General features: G+C 66.0%; 15 protein-coding genes. 9 read left to right on the top strand and 6 right to left on the bottom strand.

What is annotated here, in order from left to right:
* The first annotated feature begins 65 nt into the window (after positions 1–65).
* The 4 genes from HCU76_RS13800 (at position 66) to HCU76_RS13785 (ending at position 3,437) form a co-directional block, all read left to right on the top strand.
* Positions 66–974 (top strand): carbohydrate ABC transporter permease, encoded by a 909-nt coding sequence (locus tag HCU76_RS13800; RefSeq protein WP_371319820.1) that lies wholly within the window; start codon positions 66–68, stop codon positions 972–974.
* Complete coding sequence (locus HCU76_RS13795; RefSeq protein WP_213957222.1) at positions 971–1,849, top strand: carbohydrate ABC transporter permease; 879 nt, start codon at positions 971–973, stop codon at positions 1,847–1,849. The genes HCU76_RS13800 and HCU76_RS13795 overlap by 4 nt, the downstream gene beginning before the upstream one ends.
* Positions 1,850–1,914: 65 nt before the next feature.
* Positions 1,915–2,955 carry a phosphotransferase enzyme family protein gene (locus HCU76_RS13790; RefSeq protein WP_218509638.1) on the top strand — a complete coding sequence of 347 codons (1,041 nt, stop codon included), beginning with the start codon at positions 1,915–1,917 and terminating at the stop codon, positions 2,953–2,955.
* Between the two features lie 140 nt (positions 2,956–3,095).
* Positions 3,096–3,437, top strand: a complete 342-nt coding sequence (locus HCU76_RS13785) for a DUF6176 family protein (RefSeq protein ID WP_218509637.1) — start codon at positions 3,096–3,098, stop codon at positions 3,435–3,437.
* Positions 3,438–3,462: 25 nt separating this feature from the next.
* Here HCU76_RS13785 and HCU76_RS13780 read toward each other — a convergent pair whose 3' ends face one another.
* Positions 3,463–3,777 (bottom strand): hypothetical protein, encoded by a 315-nt coding sequence (locus HCU76_RS13780; RefSeq protein WP_218509636.1) that lies wholly within the window; start codon positions 3,775–3,777, stop codon positions 3,463–3,465.
* 336 nt (positions 3,778–4,113) lie between these two features.
* Here HCU76_RS13780 and HCU76_RS13775 point away from each other — a divergent pair, with 336 nt between their 5' ends.
* On the top strand, positions 4,114–4,254 hold the full coding sequence (locus tag HCU76_RS13775) for a hypothetical protein (protein ID WP_213957218.1): 141 nt from the start codon (positions 4,114–4,116) through the stop codon (positions 4,252–4,254).
* A gap of 19 nt (positions 4,255–4,273) precedes the next feature.
* Here the strand turns inward: HCU76_RS13775 and dbpA are convergent, their stop codons facing one another.
* The 4 genes from dbpA to HCU76_RS13755 all read right to left on the bottom strand — a co-directional run bounded on the left by dbpA (position 4,274) and on the right by HCU76_RS13755 (position 7,971).
* Positions 4,274–5,659: an ATP-dependent RNA helicase DbpA gene (gene dbpA, locus HCU76_RS13770; RefSeq protein ID WP_218509635.1), complete on the bottom strand. Its 1,386-nt coding sequence runs from the start codon at positions 5,657–5,659 to the stop codon at positions 4,274–4,276.
* Positions 5,660–5,984: 325 nt separating this feature from the next.
* A complete protein-coding gene (gene infA / locus HCU76_RS13765; RefSeq protein WP_213957216.1) occupies positions 5,985–6,248 on the bottom strand; it encodes a translation initiation factor IF-1 in 264 nt (87 codons plus the stop codon).
* Positions 6,249–6,306: 58 nt separating this feature from the next.
* Positions 6,307–6,552, bottom strand: coding sequence for a hypothetical protein (locus HCU76_RS13760; RefSeq protein WP_218509706.1), 246 nt, complete (start codon positions 6,550–6,552; stop codon positions 6,307–6,309).
* Between the two features lie 312 nt (positions 6,553–6,864).
* Positions 6,865–7,971 (bottom strand): TonB C-terminal domain-containing protein, encoded by a 1,107-nt coding sequence (locus tag HCU76_RS13755; RefSeq protein ID WP_218509634.1) that lies wholly within the window; start codon positions 7,969–7,971, stop codon positions 6,865–6,867.
* Positions 7,972–8,090: 119 nt separating this feature from the next.
* Between HCU76_RS13755 and HCU76_RS13750 the strand changes: the two genes are divergently transcribed.
* The 4 genes from HCU76_RS13750 to phaZ all read left to right on the top strand — a co-directional run bounded on the left by HCU76_RS13750 (position 8,091) and on the right by phaZ (position 12,354).
* Complete coding sequence (locus tag HCU76_RS13750; RefSeq protein WP_213957214.1) at positions 8,091–8,978, top strand: gamma-glutamyl-gamma-aminobutyrate hydrolase family protein; 888 nt, start codon at positions 8,091–8,093, stop codon at positions 8,976–8,978.
* A gap of 180 nt (positions 8,979–9,158) precedes the next feature.
* Positions 9,159–9,413 carry a hypothetical protein gene (locus HCU76_RS13745; protein ID WP_218509633.1) on the top strand — a complete coding sequence of 85 codons (255 nt, stop codon included), beginning with the start codon at positions 9,159–9,161 and terminating at the stop codon, positions 9,411–9,413.
* Positions 9,414–9,466: 53 nt separating this feature from the next.
* Entirely contained in the window at positions 9,467–11,404 is a 1,938-nt protein-coding gene (locus HCU76_RS13740) for an alpha/beta fold hydrolase (protein ID WP_218509632.1), read from the top strand.
* A gap of 59 nt (positions 11,405–11,463) precedes the next feature.
* Complete coding sequence (phaZ, locus tag HCU76_RS13735; RefSeq protein ID WP_256354165.1) at positions 11,464–12,354, top strand: poly(3-hydroxyalkanoate) depolymerase; 891 nt, start codon at positions 11,464–11,466, stop codon at positions 12,352–12,354.
* A gap of 81 nt (positions 12,355–12,435) precedes the next feature.
* On the opposite strand, the gene HCU76_RS13730 is transcribed toward phaZ, so the two are convergent.
* On the bottom strand, positions 12,436–15,393 hold the full coding sequence (locus HCU76_RS13730) for a DNA topoisomerase III (RefSeq protein WP_218509631.1): 2,958 nt from the start codon (positions 15,391–15,393) through the stop codon (positions 12,436–12,438).
* Positions 15,394–15,448: the final 55 nt, after the last annotated feature.

The following is a 15,448-nucleotide window of genomic DNA, read 5'->3' as shown; positions in this document are numbered from 1 at the left end:
GCCTGTCAGATTCGCGGAGTTTCTGGAAAAGAGTTGGTGATCTCACTGGCATTTAACGAGGCTTCATGACACTGATTCAGCGAATCCAGAACAGTCGCAACGCCCTCGGCCTCATGTTCATGTTGCCGGCGGCGGTGTTGCTGCTGCTGTTCCTGACCTATCCCCTCGGCCTGGGCACCTACCTCGGCTTCACGGACGCCAAGGTCGGCCGCCCGGGCGAGTGGATCGGGCTGGAGAACTACGAGTTCCTGTGGGGCGACGCGGTCACGCGGCTGGCCCTGTTCAACACGATCTTCTACACGGCGGTGGCGAGCGTCTTCAAGTTCTTCCTGGGCCTGTGGCTCGCATTGCTGCTCAACAAGAACATCCGCTTCAAGACCTTCTTCCGCGCCGTCATCCTGCTGCCCTACATCGTGCCGACGGCGCTGTCGGCCATCGCCTTCTGGTGGATCTACGACTCGCAGTTCTCGATCATCAGCTGGGCGCTGGTGAAGATGGGGCTGATCGACACCTACATCGACTTCCTCGGCTCGCCGTGGAACGCGCGCATCGCGGTGATCATCGCCAACGTCTGGCGCGGCGTGCCCTTCGTGGCGATCACGCTGCTGGCCGGCCTGCAGACCATCTCGCCCTCCTATTACGAAGCCTCGGCGATCGACGGCGCCACGCCGTGGCAGCAGTTCCGCCACGTGACGATGCCGCTGCTGACGCCGATCATCGCGGTGGTCATGACCTTCTCGGTGCTGTTCACCTTCACCGACTTCCAGCTCATCTACGTCATCACGCGCGGCGGCCCGCTGAACGCCACGCACCTGATGGCGACGCTCTCGTTCCAGCGCGCGATCTCGGGCGGTGCGCTCGGCGAAGGCGCGGCCATCGCCATCGCGATGGTGCCTTTCCTGCTGGCCTGCGTGATGTTCAGTTTCTTCGGCCTGCAGCGCCGCGCGTGGCAACAGGGAGGGTCCGACAAATGAGCAGCAATCCAGGCCAGGTCGACACGGTCGGCATGAGCTTCCTCGACTCGCTGCCGCGCAAGGTGGTGACGGTGTACGTGCCGCTGCTCGTATTCCTGGTCGTGCTGCTGTTCCCGTTCTACTGGATGGCCATCACCTCGGTGAAGCCGGAGGCCGAACTGCTCTCGCGCGAGGGCAATCCGTTCTGGGTCATCCACCCGACGTTGGCGCACTTCCACAAGCTGCTGTTCGAGACCTCGTATCCCCAATGGCTGTGGAACACGGTGCTGGTGTCGGTGGTCTCGACCTTCGCCTCGCTGGCGGCTTCGGTGTTCGCCGCCTATGCCATCGAGCGGCTGCGCTTCAAGGGTGCGAAGCATGTCGGCCTGTCGATCTTCCTGGCCTACCTGGTGCCGCCGTCGATCCTGTTCATTCCGCTGGCCAACGTGGTGTTCAGCCTCGGCCTGTTCGACACGCGCTGGGCGCTGATCCTCACCTATCCGACCTTCCTGATCCCGTTCTGCACATGGCTGCTGATGGGCTACTTCCGCTCCATCCCGGCGGAGCTGGAGGAGTGCGCGCTGATCGACGGCGCCAACCGCTGGCAGATCCTCGTGAAGATCGTGCTGCCGCTGGCGGTGCCGGGGCTCATCTCCGCCGGCATCTTCGCGTTCACGCTGTCGTGGAACGAGTTCATCTATGCGCTGACCTTCATCTCCTCCTCCGAGGTGAAGACGCTTCCGGTCGGCGTCGTCACGGAGCTGGTGCAGGGCGACGTCTACCAGTGGGGGCCGCTGATGGCCGGTGCCTTGCTGGGCTCGCTGCCGGTGGCGTTCATCTACTCGTTCTTCGTCGAGTACTACGTGTCGGGGATGACGGGGTCGGTGAAGGAATAGCGCTGCCCAGCTCGCGGACGGCGCCCCCGGCACAATCGCGGCCGTCACGCATCACCCCGAACGTCATGGACCCGTCGACCATCGTCGAGCCGCAGCCGCAACCGCCCGCGAGCACGGTCTACTCCACGCCCACTGGCACGGCCATCGCGCAGGCCGTGGCGCAGCACTGGCCAGCGCTCGGCCCGGTTGAAGGCTGCCGCCTGCTGCGGCGCGGATTCAACGACGTCTACGCTGTGCAGTTCAAGGCTGGCGGCCAACGGGTGGCGCGGCTGAGCGCAAGGCGCGCCCGTGGCCCGGCCAACGTCGACTACGAGGCCGGGCTGCTGTCGCACCTTCAGCGCGCGGGCGCGTCCGTGGCGGCCAGCCTGCGCACGTGCGCAGGCGCCAGCGCCGGGGAACTCGCGGCGCCGGAAGGCATGCGAACCTTGATGCTGTTCGACTTCCTGCCCGGCGAACCGCCCGGCGATGTATTGGCCGACATCGAGGCGACCGGCCGCGACCTCGCCCGCATCCACGTCGCCAGCCAGCACTACAGCGGCCCGCCCAGCCTCTACGCACTCGCCTTGCCGCACCTGCTGGACCAACCCCTGCGCTGGCTGCTCGCGGCGCCGACGCTGGACGCCGGCCTGCGCGCGGATTTCACCGCCATCGGCGAGCGCTTGCGCGCGCGCATCGACGGCCTCGCGCGGCTCCCCGAGGGTGCCTGCCACGGCGACGCGCACGCCGGCAACATGCACCTCGCCGACGACCCCGCGGGCGGGCGCGTCGCCTCTTTCTTCGACTTCGACGACGCAGGGCCGGGCTGCCTGGCCTACGACCTGGCCACATGGCTCTGGAGCCTGCTGCTGCGCGCCGGCCCGGCGGGCCCGGACGCTGCCGCGCTGGAGCGATGGCGCCGCTTCCTGCACGGCTACCAGAGCGTTCGCGAAATCGATGCGCAGGAGTTCGACGCCATCGCACGCTTCGTCCCCGTGCGCCATACCTGGTTCATGGGCGAATACGCGAGCCGCATGGCTGAATGGGGTACGCAGACGATGCCATCCTCGTGGCTGCGCAAGCAGGTCGACCAGATGATCGCCTGGGAGTCGTTGCAGACACCGGCTTGACGTGGAACACTGCACTGAGAAGGTGTAGACGAACCCGCCATGCCCGCTCGGCCACGCCGGATTCATCCACACCTTCCGACACTTTCGGGATGCGCAGGGAGCCACAGGCCCATAGACGGGCCCAAGCAGCGATGCACTCCATGAATTCGACCCACGTCCCAGTCTGTGCACGGATCCGCCTGAAGAACGGCGTGCTGCCCCGCGTGCGCGAATGGGCAGCGCACATGTCGGCGCACCGTGCCGATGCCTTGCAGCGTCTGGTCGCCGAGGGGGTGTCGATCGAGTCGGTGTTCCTCGACGTCACGACCGAGGGCGAATATCTTGTCTACTACATGCGCGCCGCCTCGCACGAGGAGGCGCACCGGGTCGCCGCGCAATCCGCGGCCGAACTCGACCGGTATCACAAGCTCTTCCAGCGCGAGACCTGGGGGGCCGCGCAACGGCTCGAACTGCTGCTGGACCTGCGCCGCGATACGGGTTGACGGCCGCGCCGCGCCGGCTCGTCTTCTACGCGTCCTCGAACGTCGGACAACGCCAGTTCAGCAACTCCGCCAGCCGCCGCACGATCCACGTCGCCTCCACCGCGGACACCCCCGATTCGGCCGTGAGCAGCCCGTCGCGGCAGCGATGCAGGATCTCGTCCTCGGACGGCACGGCCATGTGGTGCAGCCTCTGCGCCTGCTCGACGAGGAGCGTGGCGAGGTCCTCGCACAACTCGTAGCGCGCACGCACGATGCCGATCGGTTCGCTCAGCCGCTGGCGCGCGTCGGCATAGACCGCCAGGAAGGACGGGGGGACTTCGATCTGGTTGTCGTCCGACATGAGGCCTGCTTCAGAGGAAATTCAACAAAGGTTGCAAAGGGAAAGTTCCCGGCCGGTGCGCCGCGTCGCAAGCGCGCCGCGTCATTCCGGTGAAATCGCACGAACATTCGTGGCTGCCGTGCAGGCTTGGTGCAGTCGTGACTTTGTGCACGGGCTGAAAGGCGACGTTCGCTTACAAATGGCGCCTACAGTTTGCATTTTGAAAGAATTACTTTGGTCGCGAATGGCATTGCTTTGATCGTGGAAGAACCGTCTCCCGGTCAGTTTTACTGGGTCCTGGAAGAACAGCAGGTCCGCGCTGCGCGGGACGCCCAGCTGGATCGGGCGGAGCGCCCCATGCCGAGTTACGGACTGGCCGTGATGGCCGGCATTGCCGCGCTCGAACAGCGCGCCGGCGTCACGTCCGGTCGCCAGGGCCGGATCTCGGAGCATGCCGCCATGGATTTCGGCCCGACCACCATCGCCGGAACACTCTGAACCCGTCCAGCGCCCTGCATCAGAGCAGCCGCACCTTCACGCTCTTGCCCTTGACCCGTCCGATCGACAGCTTGCGCAGCGCCTGCTCCGCGATGCGCCGATCCACCGCCACATAGGTCGAGAACTCGTTCACGTTGATCTTGCCGACCTGCTCGCGCGTGAAGCCGGCCTCGCCGGTGAGCGCACCCAGCACGTCGCCGGCGCGGATCTTCTCCTTGCGTCCGCCGACGATCTGCAGCGTGGCCATTGGCGGCTGCAGCGGGCCGCCGCCCGCGGGCGTGAGGTTCGACAGCGCCTGCCAGTCCGACTCGCGGCCCTGCAACTGCTCGATCTTCCCGACGTAGCCCATCTCGTCCATGCTGGCGAGATTCAGCGCCAGCCCGTCGGCATCGCCCCGGCCGGTGCGGCCGATGCGGTGGATGTGCAGTTCGGGGTCGGGCGTCACGTCGACGTTGATCACCGCTTCGAGCTGGGCGATGTCGAGCCCGCGCGAGGCCACGTCGGTCGCCACCAGCACCGAGCAGCTGCGATTGGCGAACTGCACCAGCACCTGGTCGCGCTCGCGCTGCTCCAGCTCGCCGAACAGCGCCATCGCGCTGAAGCCCTGCGCCTGCAGCACCTCGACCAGCTCGCGGCACTGCTGCTTGGTGTTGCAGAAGGCCAGCGTGCTCTCGGGCCGGTAGTGGTTCAGCAGCAGGCTCACCGCATGCAACCGCTCGCTCTCCTTGACCTGCCACCAGAGCTGGCGGATCTTGCCGGCCTCGTGCTGGGCCTGCACCGTCACCTGCTGCGGGGCCTTCATGAACTGCTGGCTGAGCTTCGCGATGCCTTCCGGGTAGGTGGCCGAGAACAGCAGCGTCTGGCGATTGGCGGGACACTGGCGCGCCACCTTGGCGATGTCGTCGAAGAAGCCCATGTCGAGCATGCGATCGGCTTCGTCGAGCACCAGCGTGTTGAGTGCTTCCAGGTCGAGATTGCCGCGCTCCAGGTGGTCCATGATGCGGCCCGGCGTGCCCACCACGACGTGCGCGCCGTGCTCCAGGCTGGCGGTCTGCCCGCGCAGCGCGACGCCGCCGCACAGCGTGACGACCTTGATGTTTTCCTCGGCCCGCGCCAGGCGGCGGATCTCGGTCGTCACCTGGTCGGCCAATTCGCGCGTCGGGCACAGCACCATCGCCTGCACCGCGAAACGGCGCGCATTCAGGTTGGCCAGCAGCGCCAGCGCAAACGCGGCGGTCTTGCCGCTGCCGGTCTTGGCTTGCGCGATCAGGTCCTTGCCGAGCAATGCCAGCGGCAACGCGGCGGCCTGGATCGGCGTCATGCGCGTGTAGCCGAGCTGCGTGAGGTTGGCCAGTGCCTGCGGGGAAAGCGGCAACGTGCTGAAGTCGTGGGTGTCTGTCGTCATGATGGAGCGAAGTGTGGGGTCGAGGCGGCGTAGCGGGTCAATGCGCCCCGACCCGGCAGCGGCGTCATGGCGGCGAACAGTGCGCTGCAGGAATCGGAGCCCTGTGGGCGGCGCTGGGCAAGTCTTCACGGTGCGCATCGCGCGGGACTTGTCGAGGGCCTCGCCGGGTCGCGGCGCTGCGGGTCACGGCGCGTGCGGGAGGGCTGCCTCAGGAAAATAAAAAGCCCCCGGCGCCCGTGCTGCTTGTGCAGGAGCTATCCGCGGATAGCAACGGGAGCCCGGAGGCCGGTTCGACGCGCGCCAGCACGGGGGCTGGCGGCACGCTTCAGCGACGGGGAGTCGTGTTCGACGGCGGCATCGGGCCGCGACCGTTCAGGTGGCGGAACGTGATGCGGCCCTTGGTCAGATCGTAGGGCGACAGCTCCAGCGACACCTTGTCACCCGCCAGGATGCGGATGTGGTGCTTGCGCATCTTGCCGCCGCTGTAGGCGATGAGCTGGTGCCCGTTGTCGAGCGTGACGCGATAGCGTGAATCGGGCAGCACTTCCGTGACTGCACCGTTCATTTCAATCAGTTCTTCCTTGGCCATGAATGATTTACCTCTGCGTGATTATCGTGAATTGTGCTGAAAAAGGCTTAGACCGGTGTCACGCCACTACAACGCGCGAGGCCGTGCGTTCGCGTACCCAGCCCAGGCCTTGTTCGGTTGCGTAGCGCTGCGCCTGTGCATGGCTGTCGAAGCGTGGTGTGAACCGCATCACGCGGTCGTGCATGCCCCGGCCACGGCCGGAGCTGATGGAGACGGACGCGGCGTAATCGCCGTCAGCCGTGTGCCGGATCAGCGGCGAGATAAGGTACTTGCCCACTGCGACAGTGGTGTGAATGAGATCCATGAATTGCAATGCCCGATGGCCACGCTTTGCGTGACGCACCCTGAAAAATGTTTGAAAACGGCGCGCGGCGTTGCCGACGAAAGGTCGGCCGACAAGGCGCGAAATTCGCTTTACAAGACAGAAGGCAGTGGTGGCAATCATGGGCGCCCGGTCTGGCGCTCCAACGCACTGTGAGGGCCGGCTTCAGGGAAGTCAGAGGCCCGGGATGCGGGCCAACCGGCGGTATGACGAAAAGTGCTTCGTCGTGTCAGCGAACCCTCGATTATAGCCTGATAGGCACAATGGTTGCTAGAACACGTGCAAAACGTGTCCTCAGGGCCGCTCGCCGATGGCTTGCACCGTGATGCGCGCCGAGCGGTCGCGGGCACGGCCCTCGGCCGTGAACGGGCCGTAGCCCTCGCGCCGGGTGACCGCCACGGGTGTCGCGGAGTCCAGGCCCGCGGATGCGAGGTAGGCGCGGACCATTTCGGCCCGGGCGCGAGCCAGGTGTTCGCCGTCGCCCAACGCGGCTTCGTAGCTGTCGCTGCCGCCGGCGATCCGGATCGCTTCGACGCGCGTCTCCTTGCCAAGGCGTGCGATCAGCTGGTCCAGTTTCTCGAAACCGATCGGCAGGGTGCGGGTCTGGTGCAGGTTGAAGAACACGTCGGCCTCGAGGCTGACGCGCACCGTGTTCTGCTCCTGGCCGGCAGGCCGAAGCCGGAGGGTGGCAGCCTTGGGGAGCGGCAATGCGTTGAGTTGGCGCAGCGCCGCGAAGTAGCCGCGTTCGTCGCCGCAGCGGGAGACCAGGCTGCGCAGGTCTTCGTCGGTGCGCGCGGCCGGCAACCCCTTGGCATAGCAGGCGCCTGCACTCCTGGAATCCCGGTCCGCGAAGCGAAGCGCACCGGGCTGGACTTCCGCAGCACATTCGTCGGGAGCCCCCAGCCCGTCATTGCCGTAGACGATCACTGCATCGGTCCAGAGCAGATCGACCTTGCCGTCGGATTCCGGCGGCGGCGGTGGAAAGGGCGCTGCCCGCGACGCCGCTGCAATGACCGAGTCATCCAGCCGCGCGTCGCCCAACGACACCGGCATGCTCGCCGCCTGCAGGTCCCCGGAACGCTCCACAGTCAGCATCAGCCGTCCGCGCCCGGGGCCCTTCGGCAGCGACCCCGGCGCGTTCAGGCTCGCGTGCACGGCGACGATGCGGCAATACGTGCCCCGCAGCCATGCCGCGTAGGACGTGTCGGCGGCCGTGCCGCCATACACGACGTACTTGCCTCGTCGCCGCGGCCCGGGCGCCTTGTCGAGTGGTTCCTGGAGCCTTTCCTGGATCTGCGCTCGCAATCGAGCCAGTTCCTGCGCCTTCGCTTCGGTCGATTCTTGCGCGATGGCGCACGTGGTCGCGCTCCAGAGCGCCAGAAGCAATACCAAGGTCTTCATGAATTCGTGAGGCAGGCGGCCATGTGCGCGAGAAACGCAAAGCTTATCGGCTGGCGGGTCGCCATCGGTGAAGTGAGTGTGCACAATGAACTTCCTCGCCCTGCAGGTATCGACCCGCCATGCCCAAGACCGTTGCCGGCCGCCTCAAGATCGGCCTCTCCGCCTGTTTCCAGCATGCGGACCCCACGCGCTCGCTGTTCACCAACAAGACGCTGCAGTACGTGGAGCAGTCGATCGCGCACTGGCTCATGTCGGCCGGGGCGATGGTGGTCATGGTGCCGTGCCCTACCGGCGAGACGGCGCGCGGCGACACCCGGCTCTCGCACTACGCCGAGTGGCTCGACGGCGTCGTGATGCACGGTGGCGCCGACGTGTGGCCAGGCAGCTATGGCGAAACGCCGCTGAAGGAGGCCTGGATCGGCGACCGCATCCGCGATCTTTATGACCTGGCCTTGGTCGAGGCCTTCGAGCAGGTCGGCAAGCCGATCTTCGGCGTATGCCGCGGCCTGCAACTCATCAACGTGGCCTTCGGCGGCACGCTCTACCAGGACATCGAGACCCAGCATGCCGGCGCGCTCACGCACCGCGATGCGGTGAGCTACGACAAGAACTACCACGACCTGGTGCTGGTCGAGGGCACGCGGCTGGCCGGCATGTACCCCGGCGTCACGCACACGCGCGTCAACAGCATCCACCACCAGGGCATCAAGGACCTGGCGCCCGGTTTCGAGATCGAGGCCTGGAGCTATCCGGACCACGTGCCCGAAGCCATTCGCCGCACGACCACCCGCGGCGGCCATGGCTACATCGCGGCGACGCAATGGCATCCGGAGTTCCATGGCAGCGGCAGCGTGATCACCACGGTCGACGACACGCCGATCCTCAACGACTTCCTCAATGCATGCGCGGCCGGCAGGCGTCAGCCGCAACGTTGGCGCCATCGCATGCCGGGGCAGATCCGCGACCGCGCCGCGCGGTTGCTGCGTCAGGCGCTGCTGCGCCGATAGCCCCATGCAGACGCCTTGGCGACACCGCCCCGTCCTTGCGCATCGGGAACAGGGTTTTCCGTAGACGGGGGCTGCAAATCGGTCGCTATTCTCGAAATGGGCGTCAAACGTCGGGGCGCGCTGGCCGCATCGCGCAGGCCCGGGTGGCATAGTGACTTCACGCAGGTACAGGGATACCAGATGACAACAGGGACAGAGTTTTCGATCGCGACGTTGCCGTCGTTCGCCTCTTTCAACCATGGCTTGAACAAGGTCCGATTCATCGCACCGGTCAAGGTGAGTTCGCGTGTGCGGGCTCGGGTGACAATGGGATCCGTCGTGGACCAGGGCAAAGGAAGGCATCCGGTCACGATGGTTAACACGGTGGAGATCGAGGGCGAGGCAAAGCCTGCCTTGATCGCCGAGACGCTGGTTGTACTGGCGGGGGCGGCATGAGCGACCCTGTCGATACGAAAGCATTCAACGGTGCGCAAAGCGCGGAGAACCTGATGAGCGAAGAGACAAATCCGAAGAGGCAGGCTGCGGCAACCAAGCGTGCCAAGGCCACGACCACTGTCCCGGTCAAGAAAGTGGCCGCGAAGTCAGCCAAGCCTGTGAAGAAGGCCGCTGTGAAAGCGACCAAGGTGGCCAGGGCCGCGCCTGTGGCGCCGAAGGCGGTGGCGAAGCGGCCGGCCGTCGCAAAGCCGAAGGCAGCCAAGCCAGACACGCGTGCCAAGCCAGCCGCGCCTGCCGAAGCAGCGAACTCCGCAGAACTGGTCAGCCGGCTGACCGAAGACGCTGCCAACAACACCCTGGCCGTGAACCCGTTCATCGGGCTGCGCTTCGAGGACCTCGGCGAAGGCGTCAAGGCCTTGTTCGGCTCGGCCGTCCAGCAGCCGGCAAAGGTCGCGCAGCACTGGGCTGCCTATGCGCTCGAACTGGGCAAGGTCGTTTCCGGCGCATCCGACGCGGAGCCCTATCCCAAGGACAAGCGCTTCGCGGATCCGGCCTGGCGCAGCAGTGGCCTGCTCAAGCGCCTGCTCCAGGCGCATGCGGCCACCGGCAGCGTCATCAACAACTACCTCGATGCCATCGAGATGGACCCGCGCGACAAGGCACGTGCCCAGCTGGTGGCCTCCATCTACATCGACGCGATCGCGCCGAGCAACGCCCTGATCAATCCTGCCGCAATCAAGCGCGCCAAGGAAACGCGCGGCCAGAGCCTGGTCAAGGGCATGAAGAACCTCGTGGGCGACTGGCGCGACAACGGTGGCTTGCCATCGTCGGTAGACAAGTCGAAGTTCGAACTCGGCAAGAACCTGTGCCTGACGCCGGGCCAGGTAGTGTTCAGGAACGACGTGCTCGAGTTGATCCAGTACAAGCCGCAAACCGCCGAGGTCTACACCCGTCCGCTCGTGATCTGCCCGCCGCAGGTCAACAAGTTCTACGCCATGGACCTCTCGCCGGAGAAGAGCCTGGTCAAGTTCGTCGTCGAGCAGGGTGTCCAGATCTTCTGCGTGAGCTGGTTCAATCCCGGCGAAAAGCAGCGCGACTGGGACATGTCGACCTATTGCAAGGCACTCGACGAAGCGGTGGATGCCGCGCGCGACATCACCGGCAGTCCCGACATCACCCTGTGGGGCGCCTGCTCGGGCGGCATGACCGCGGCTTCCTATGTCGGCTGGCTCGCCGCCACCGGGCAAAGCAAGGTCGCGAACGTGGTCAGCCCGGTGTGCACGCTGGATCCGGAAAACGTGTCGGACACCAGCATGGGCTTGTTCATGACGCCCGAAAGCGTGGCCACCATCAAGGCCGCGACCAAGGCCAAGGGCTACATCGACGGTGAGGCGCTGGCGCGCGTGTTTGCCTGGCTGCGCCCCAACGACCTGATCTGGAGCTATTGGGTCAACAACTACCTGCTGGGCAACGACCCACCCGCCTTCGACATCCTGTACTGGAATGCCGACACGACCCGCCTGCCGGCCGCGTTCCATGCCGACCTGCTGGACATCATGCAGGAGAGCCCGTTCATCCATGCCAACAAGCTGAAGGTGCTGGGTGAGCCCATCGACATGCGCAAGGTCAAGGTCGACGCCTACATCGTGGCCGGCATCACCGACCACATCACGCCCTGGAAGGCGTGCTACCCGACGGCGCGCATCTACGGCGACAAGAGCACGTTCACGCTGGTCAATGCCGGCCACCTGCAGAGCCTGCTCAATCCGCCCGGCGCGGCCAAGTCCTTCTTTCTGACCGGCAAGGTCGGCGGACCGGACGCCGAGGCGTGGACGGCGGGTGCGACGCGCATCGACGGAAGCTGGTGGCCGAACTGGATGGACTGGATGCACCGGCGCTCCGGCGACAAGGTGCGGGCGCCCGCCAAGCTTGGCAGCGCGAAGAACAAGCCGGGCGTTGCTGCGCCGGGCGAATACGTCATGCAAAAGTGAGCGCCGCCGTCTTGCGCCTCTGTGCGCCGCTCCGCCTCGCGAACTGGGCTACATCACTCATGGGCACCGCCAAGAAAACCAGCGTTGCGGTCGCAGCGCCCCAGGATCGGCTCAAGGACGTGCAGTTCGATCCCAAATCGGGGATGTACATCGGCACCCTGACGATCGGCGAACAGCTGCTGCGCGTGGGCATCCGGCCCGGCGCGCGCGTCGGTGGCGCGCTCACAGGCAAGCCGTTGCTGATGTTCAACGGGATCGGCGCCAATCTCGAACTGGTCAGCCCCTTCATCGCCGAACTCGGCGACACCGAGACGGTGATCTTCGACGTGCCCGGCGCCGGCAAGTCGCCGGCACCCAAGGGGCCGTACCGCCTGTTCATGATGGCGCGCCTCGCCGCGAATGTGCTGGACGAACTGGGCTACGACCAGGTCGATGTGCTGGGGGTTTCATGGGGCGGCGGGCTCGCACAGCAGTTCGCCATCCAGTTTCCGGCGCGCGTGCGCAGGCTGGTGCTCGCGGCGACGACCATGGGCGGGCAAACCATGCTGCCCGGCAAGCCCAGCGTGCTCTGGAAAATGATCAATCCGAAGCGCTACCGGGACAAGGGCTACATGAAGAGCATCGCGCCCGACATCTACGGTGGCTCGTTGCGCGCCGACCCCGATGCCATCAAGCTTTTCACCGACCATGCGCGCGGCGGCGACTCCAAGGGCTATCGCTACCAGCTGCTGGCCATGGCAGCGTGGAGCAGCCTGCCGTTCCTGTGGCGCATCCACCATCCGACGTTGTTGATGGCAGGGAGCGACGATCCGCTGGTGCCGCTGGTCAATGCGCGCCTGCAGGCCTCGCTCATGCGCAATGCAAGACTGCACATCGTGGATGACGGCCACCTGTTCCTGATGAACAAGGCGACCGAGGTGGCACCGGTGGTTCGCGAGTTCCTTCGGTAGCGGCGACCAGGCAGACCCGCAAAGAACAACGGGCCCCGATCAGCGCGATCGGGGCCCGTTTGCCTTGTGCGCCCTGGCGCGTCAGTCGGCCGACAGGTGCTTGCCGACGATGCCGGCCAGTTCGAACATCGTCACCTGGTCCTTGCCGAACACCGGCTTCAGCTTGGCATCGGCATTGATCGCGCGCTTGTTGGCCGCATCCTGCAGGCCGTTGGCCTTGATGTAGTCCCAGAGCTTCTTGATGACCTCGGTGCGCGCCACCGGTTCGGCGCCGATCACGGCGGCCAGCTCGCTGCTGGGCTTGAGGCCGGCGCCGGTCTTGCGCGGAGCCTTGGGCGCGGCGGCCTTCTTGGCAGCGGCCTTCTTTGCTGCAGGCGCCTTCTTCGCGGCGGCGGTCTTTGCGGAGGCCGTCGTCTTCGCGGGCGCGGCCTTGCCGAAGGTCTTGCGCGGCGGGAACTTGCTGGCGCGCGGCTCGAACTCGAAGGTCACCTTGCCTTCATCCTTGTTCCAGGCGAGGAAGGCCTTGAACGCGCGGCGGGTGCGCATCGACACGAACTTGTCGAGCAGGTCCGTCTTGCCGGTGGCCAGCAGCTTCTTGAGCTGCTCATGGTCGACCGGTTGCTGCAGGATGATCTTCCCGCTCTTGAAGGTGCAGCTCGGCGTCGGTTGCTCCAGGGTCGGCACCGACTTCTCGCAGACGTAGTTGCTGCCGGACTCGAACACCCGGGCCGCGCAGATCGGGCACGGCCCCAGCGAGGCCTGGCCGCTGAAGTCGATGATCTCGCCGCTGTCCTCGTTCTTGTCGTCGCCGAAGTCGAACTCCAGCTTCCAGTTGCTGGCCTCTTCGTCGAACTTGAGGATGATCTCCGACGTGAAGGGCCAGCCCGCCTTGGAGCGGAAGCCTTCCAGCGGGCCGATGTGCCGGTCGCGCAGCAGCGATTCGGCCTCGGCCACTTCGAAGGTGCGGCCGGCCGGCGACTTGCCGAAGGAGAAGCCGCAGGCGTCCTCGCCGGTGCCGCTCTTGCCGGTGCAGGCATAGCGGCGGTAGTTTTCCTTCACGATGCCGCCGCAGTTGGGGCAGGGCGCCTGCAGCGTGGCGTAGTCGCCGGGGACGGTGTCGCGGTCGTACTCCTTCGCCTTCTTGACGATGTGCTCCGTCATCTTGGCGATCTCGCGCATGAACGAGTCGCGGCTGAGCTTGCCGTGCTCCATCTGCGCGAGCTTGAACTCCCATTCGCCGGTGAGTTCGGCGCGCGAGAGTTCCTCCACGCCCAGGCCGCGCAGCAGCGTCATGAGCTGGAAGGCCTTGGCCGTCGGGATCAGTTCGCGGCCCTCGCGCAGCATGTACTTCTCGGCGATCAGGCCTTCGATGGTGGCCGCGCGCGTGGCGGGCGTGCCGAGGCCCTTCTCCTGCATCGCTTCGCGCAATTCGTCGTCGTCGATGAGCTTGCCCGCGCCTTCCATCGCGCCGAGCAAGGTGGCTTCGGAGTAGCGCGCCGGCGGACGCGTTTTCAGGCCCTTCATGTCGGCGGACTCGGTCTTCACGATCTCGCCCGGCTTCACCGGCACCAGGTTCTTGCCGTCCTTCTCGTCGTCGTCCGACACGGCTTCCTTGCCGTAGATGGCGAGCCAGCCCGGCTTGACCAGCACCTTGCCGTCGCTGCGGAACGGGTACTTCTTGCCGTTGGTCTCGACCGTGCTGATGCGCGTGGTGACCTGGTACTCGGCGCTCGGGAAGAACACCGACATGAAGCGCCGCACGACGAAGTCGTACAGCCGCTGCTCCGCTTCGCTCAGGCCGCTGGGTGGCTGCAGCGTGGGGATGATGGCGAAGTGATCCGACACCTTGGCGTTGTCGAAGATGCGCTTGTTGGGCTTGACGTAGTTGCCCTCGACCGCCTGCTTGGCGAACGGCGCGAGATGCTTCATGCCGCTGTTGGCGAGCATCTTCATGGTGTCCTTCACCACCGGCAGGTAGTCCTCGGGCAGCGCGCGCGAATCGGTCCGCGGATAGGTGAGCGCCTTGTGGCGTTCATACAGGCTCTGGGCCAGTGCGAGCGTGGTCTTGGCGCTGTAGCCGAAGCGGCTGTTGGCCTCGCGTTGCAACGAGGTCAGGTCGAACAGCATCGGCGAAGCCGAAGTCGTGGGCTTGCTTTCCTCGGCGACGGTGGCGGGCTTGCCGCGCGATGCATCGGCGATCTCGCGCGCCTCGCGTTCATTCCAGACGCGGTCGGCGCGTTGCTCGGCATCCGGCTCGCCGTTCGCGAGCAGGGGTGCGTTGGCCTTCTTCCAGCTGGCGTCGAACCACTTGCCGGGGTACTGGCCGGCTTCGGCCGCGAAGCTCGCGTGGATCTCCCAGTAGTCGCGCGAGACGAACTTGCGGATCTGCTCCTCGCGCTCCACCACCACCGACAGCGTCGGCGTCTGCACGCGGCCCACGGTCGTCAGGAAGAAGCCGCCATCGCGCGAGTTGAAGGCCGTCATGGCCCGTGTGCCGTTGATGCCCACCAGCCAGTCGGCCTCGGAGCGCGAACGCGCGGCGTCGGCCAGGCCCTGCATCTGCTTTTCGGTGCGCAGCGAGTCGAAGCCATCGCGGATGGCCTGCGGCGTCATCGACTGCAACCAGAGGCGCCGCACCGGCTTGCCCAGCGGCTTGGCGCCGCCCGCGTATTGCTCGATCAGGCGGAAGATCAGCTCGCCCTCGCGGCCTGCGTCGCAGGCGTTGATGAGTTGCGTCACATCCTTGCGCTTGGCCTGCCGGACCACGGCGTTGAGCCGGGTCTTGGTCTTGTCGACCGGCTTCAGGTCGAAGTGCGGTGGAATCACCGGCAGGTTGGCAAAGCTCCATTTGCCGCGCTTCACATCGAACTCTTCAGGCGCCTGGATCTCGACCAGGTGGCCCACCGCGCTGGTCACGACGTAGTGTTCGTTCTCGAAGTGCTCGTCGTGCTTGTCGAACTTGCCAGCCGTAGGCGTGAGTGCGCGAACGATGTCCTGCGCCACCGACGGTTTTTCTGCAATCACCAGAGTCTTGGTCATCTTTTCTCTCTATCTACAATCTGCCGCTTCTCGCGTGTGTACGCGCGCGCACGCA

Origin of the sequence: Variovorax sp. dw_308 (assembly GCF_019207085.1) — a bacterium.
Taxonomy (GTDB): Bacteria; Pseudomonadota; Gammaproteobacteria; order Burkholderiales; family Burkholderiaceae_C; genus Variovorax.
The sequence above is the reverse complement of the archived record's forward strand: the minus strand, read 5'-3'. Positions and strand labels throughout refer to the sequence as shown.

Coding starts and splice junctions, on each gene's coding strand:
- HCU76_RS13800 (WP_371319820.1), top strand. CDS start 66: ATGACACTGATTCAGCGAATCCAGAACAGTCGCAACGCCCTCGGCCTC.
- HCU76_RS13795 (WP_213957222.1), top strand. CDS start 971: ATGAGCAGCAATCCAGGCCAGGTCGACACGGTCGGCATGAGCTTCCTC.
- HCU76_RS13790 (WP_218509638.1), top strand. CDS start 1,915: ATGGACCCGTCGACCATCGTCGAGCCGCAGCCGCAACCGCCCGCGAGC.
- HCU76_RS13785 (WP_218509637.1), top strand. CDS start 3,096: ATGAATTCGACCCACGTCCCAGTCTGTGCACGGATCCGCCTGAAGAAC.
- HCU76_RS13780 (WP_218509636.1), bottom strand. CDS start 3,777: ATGTCGGACGACAACCAGATCGAAGTCCCCCCGTCCTTCCTGGCGGTC.
- HCU76_RS13775 (WP_213957218.1), top strand. CDS start 4,114: ATGCCGAGTTACGGACTGGCCGTGATGGCCGGCATTGCCGCGCTCGAA.
- dbpA (WP_218509635.1), bottom strand. CDS start 5,659: ATGACGACAGACACCCACGACTTCAGCACGTTGCCGCTTTCCCCGCAG.
- infA (WP_213957216.1), bottom strand. CDS start 6,248: ATGGCCAAGGAAGAACTGATTGAAATGAACGGTGCAGTCACGGAAGTG.
- HCU76_RS13760 (WP_218509706.1), bottom strand. CDS start 6,552: ATGGATCTCATTCACACCACTGTCGCAGTGGGCAAGTACCTTATCTCG.
- HCU76_RS13755 (WP_218509634.1), bottom strand. CDS start 7,971: ATGAAGACCTTGGTATTGCTTCTGGCGCTCTGGAGCGCGACCACGTGC.
- HCU76_RS13750 (WP_213957214.1), top strand. CDS start 8,091: ATGCCCAAGACCGTTGCCGGCCGCCTCAAGATCGGCCTCTCCGCCTGT.
- HCU76_RS13745 (WP_218509633.1), top strand. CDS start 9,159: ATGACAACAGGGACAGAGTTTTCGATCGCGACGTTGCCGTCGTTCGCC.
- HCU76_RS13740 (WP_218509632.1), top strand. CDS start 9,467: ATGAGCGAAGAGACAAATCCGAAGAGGCAGGCTGCGGCAACCAAGCGT.
- phaZ (WP_256354165.1), top strand. CDS start 11,464: ATGGGCACCGCCAAGAAAACCAGCGTTGCGGTCGCAGCGCCCCAGGAT.
- HCU76_RS13730 (WP_218509631.1), bottom strand. CDS start 15,393: ATGACCAAGACTCTGGTGATTGCAGAAAAACCGTCGGTGGCGCAGGAC.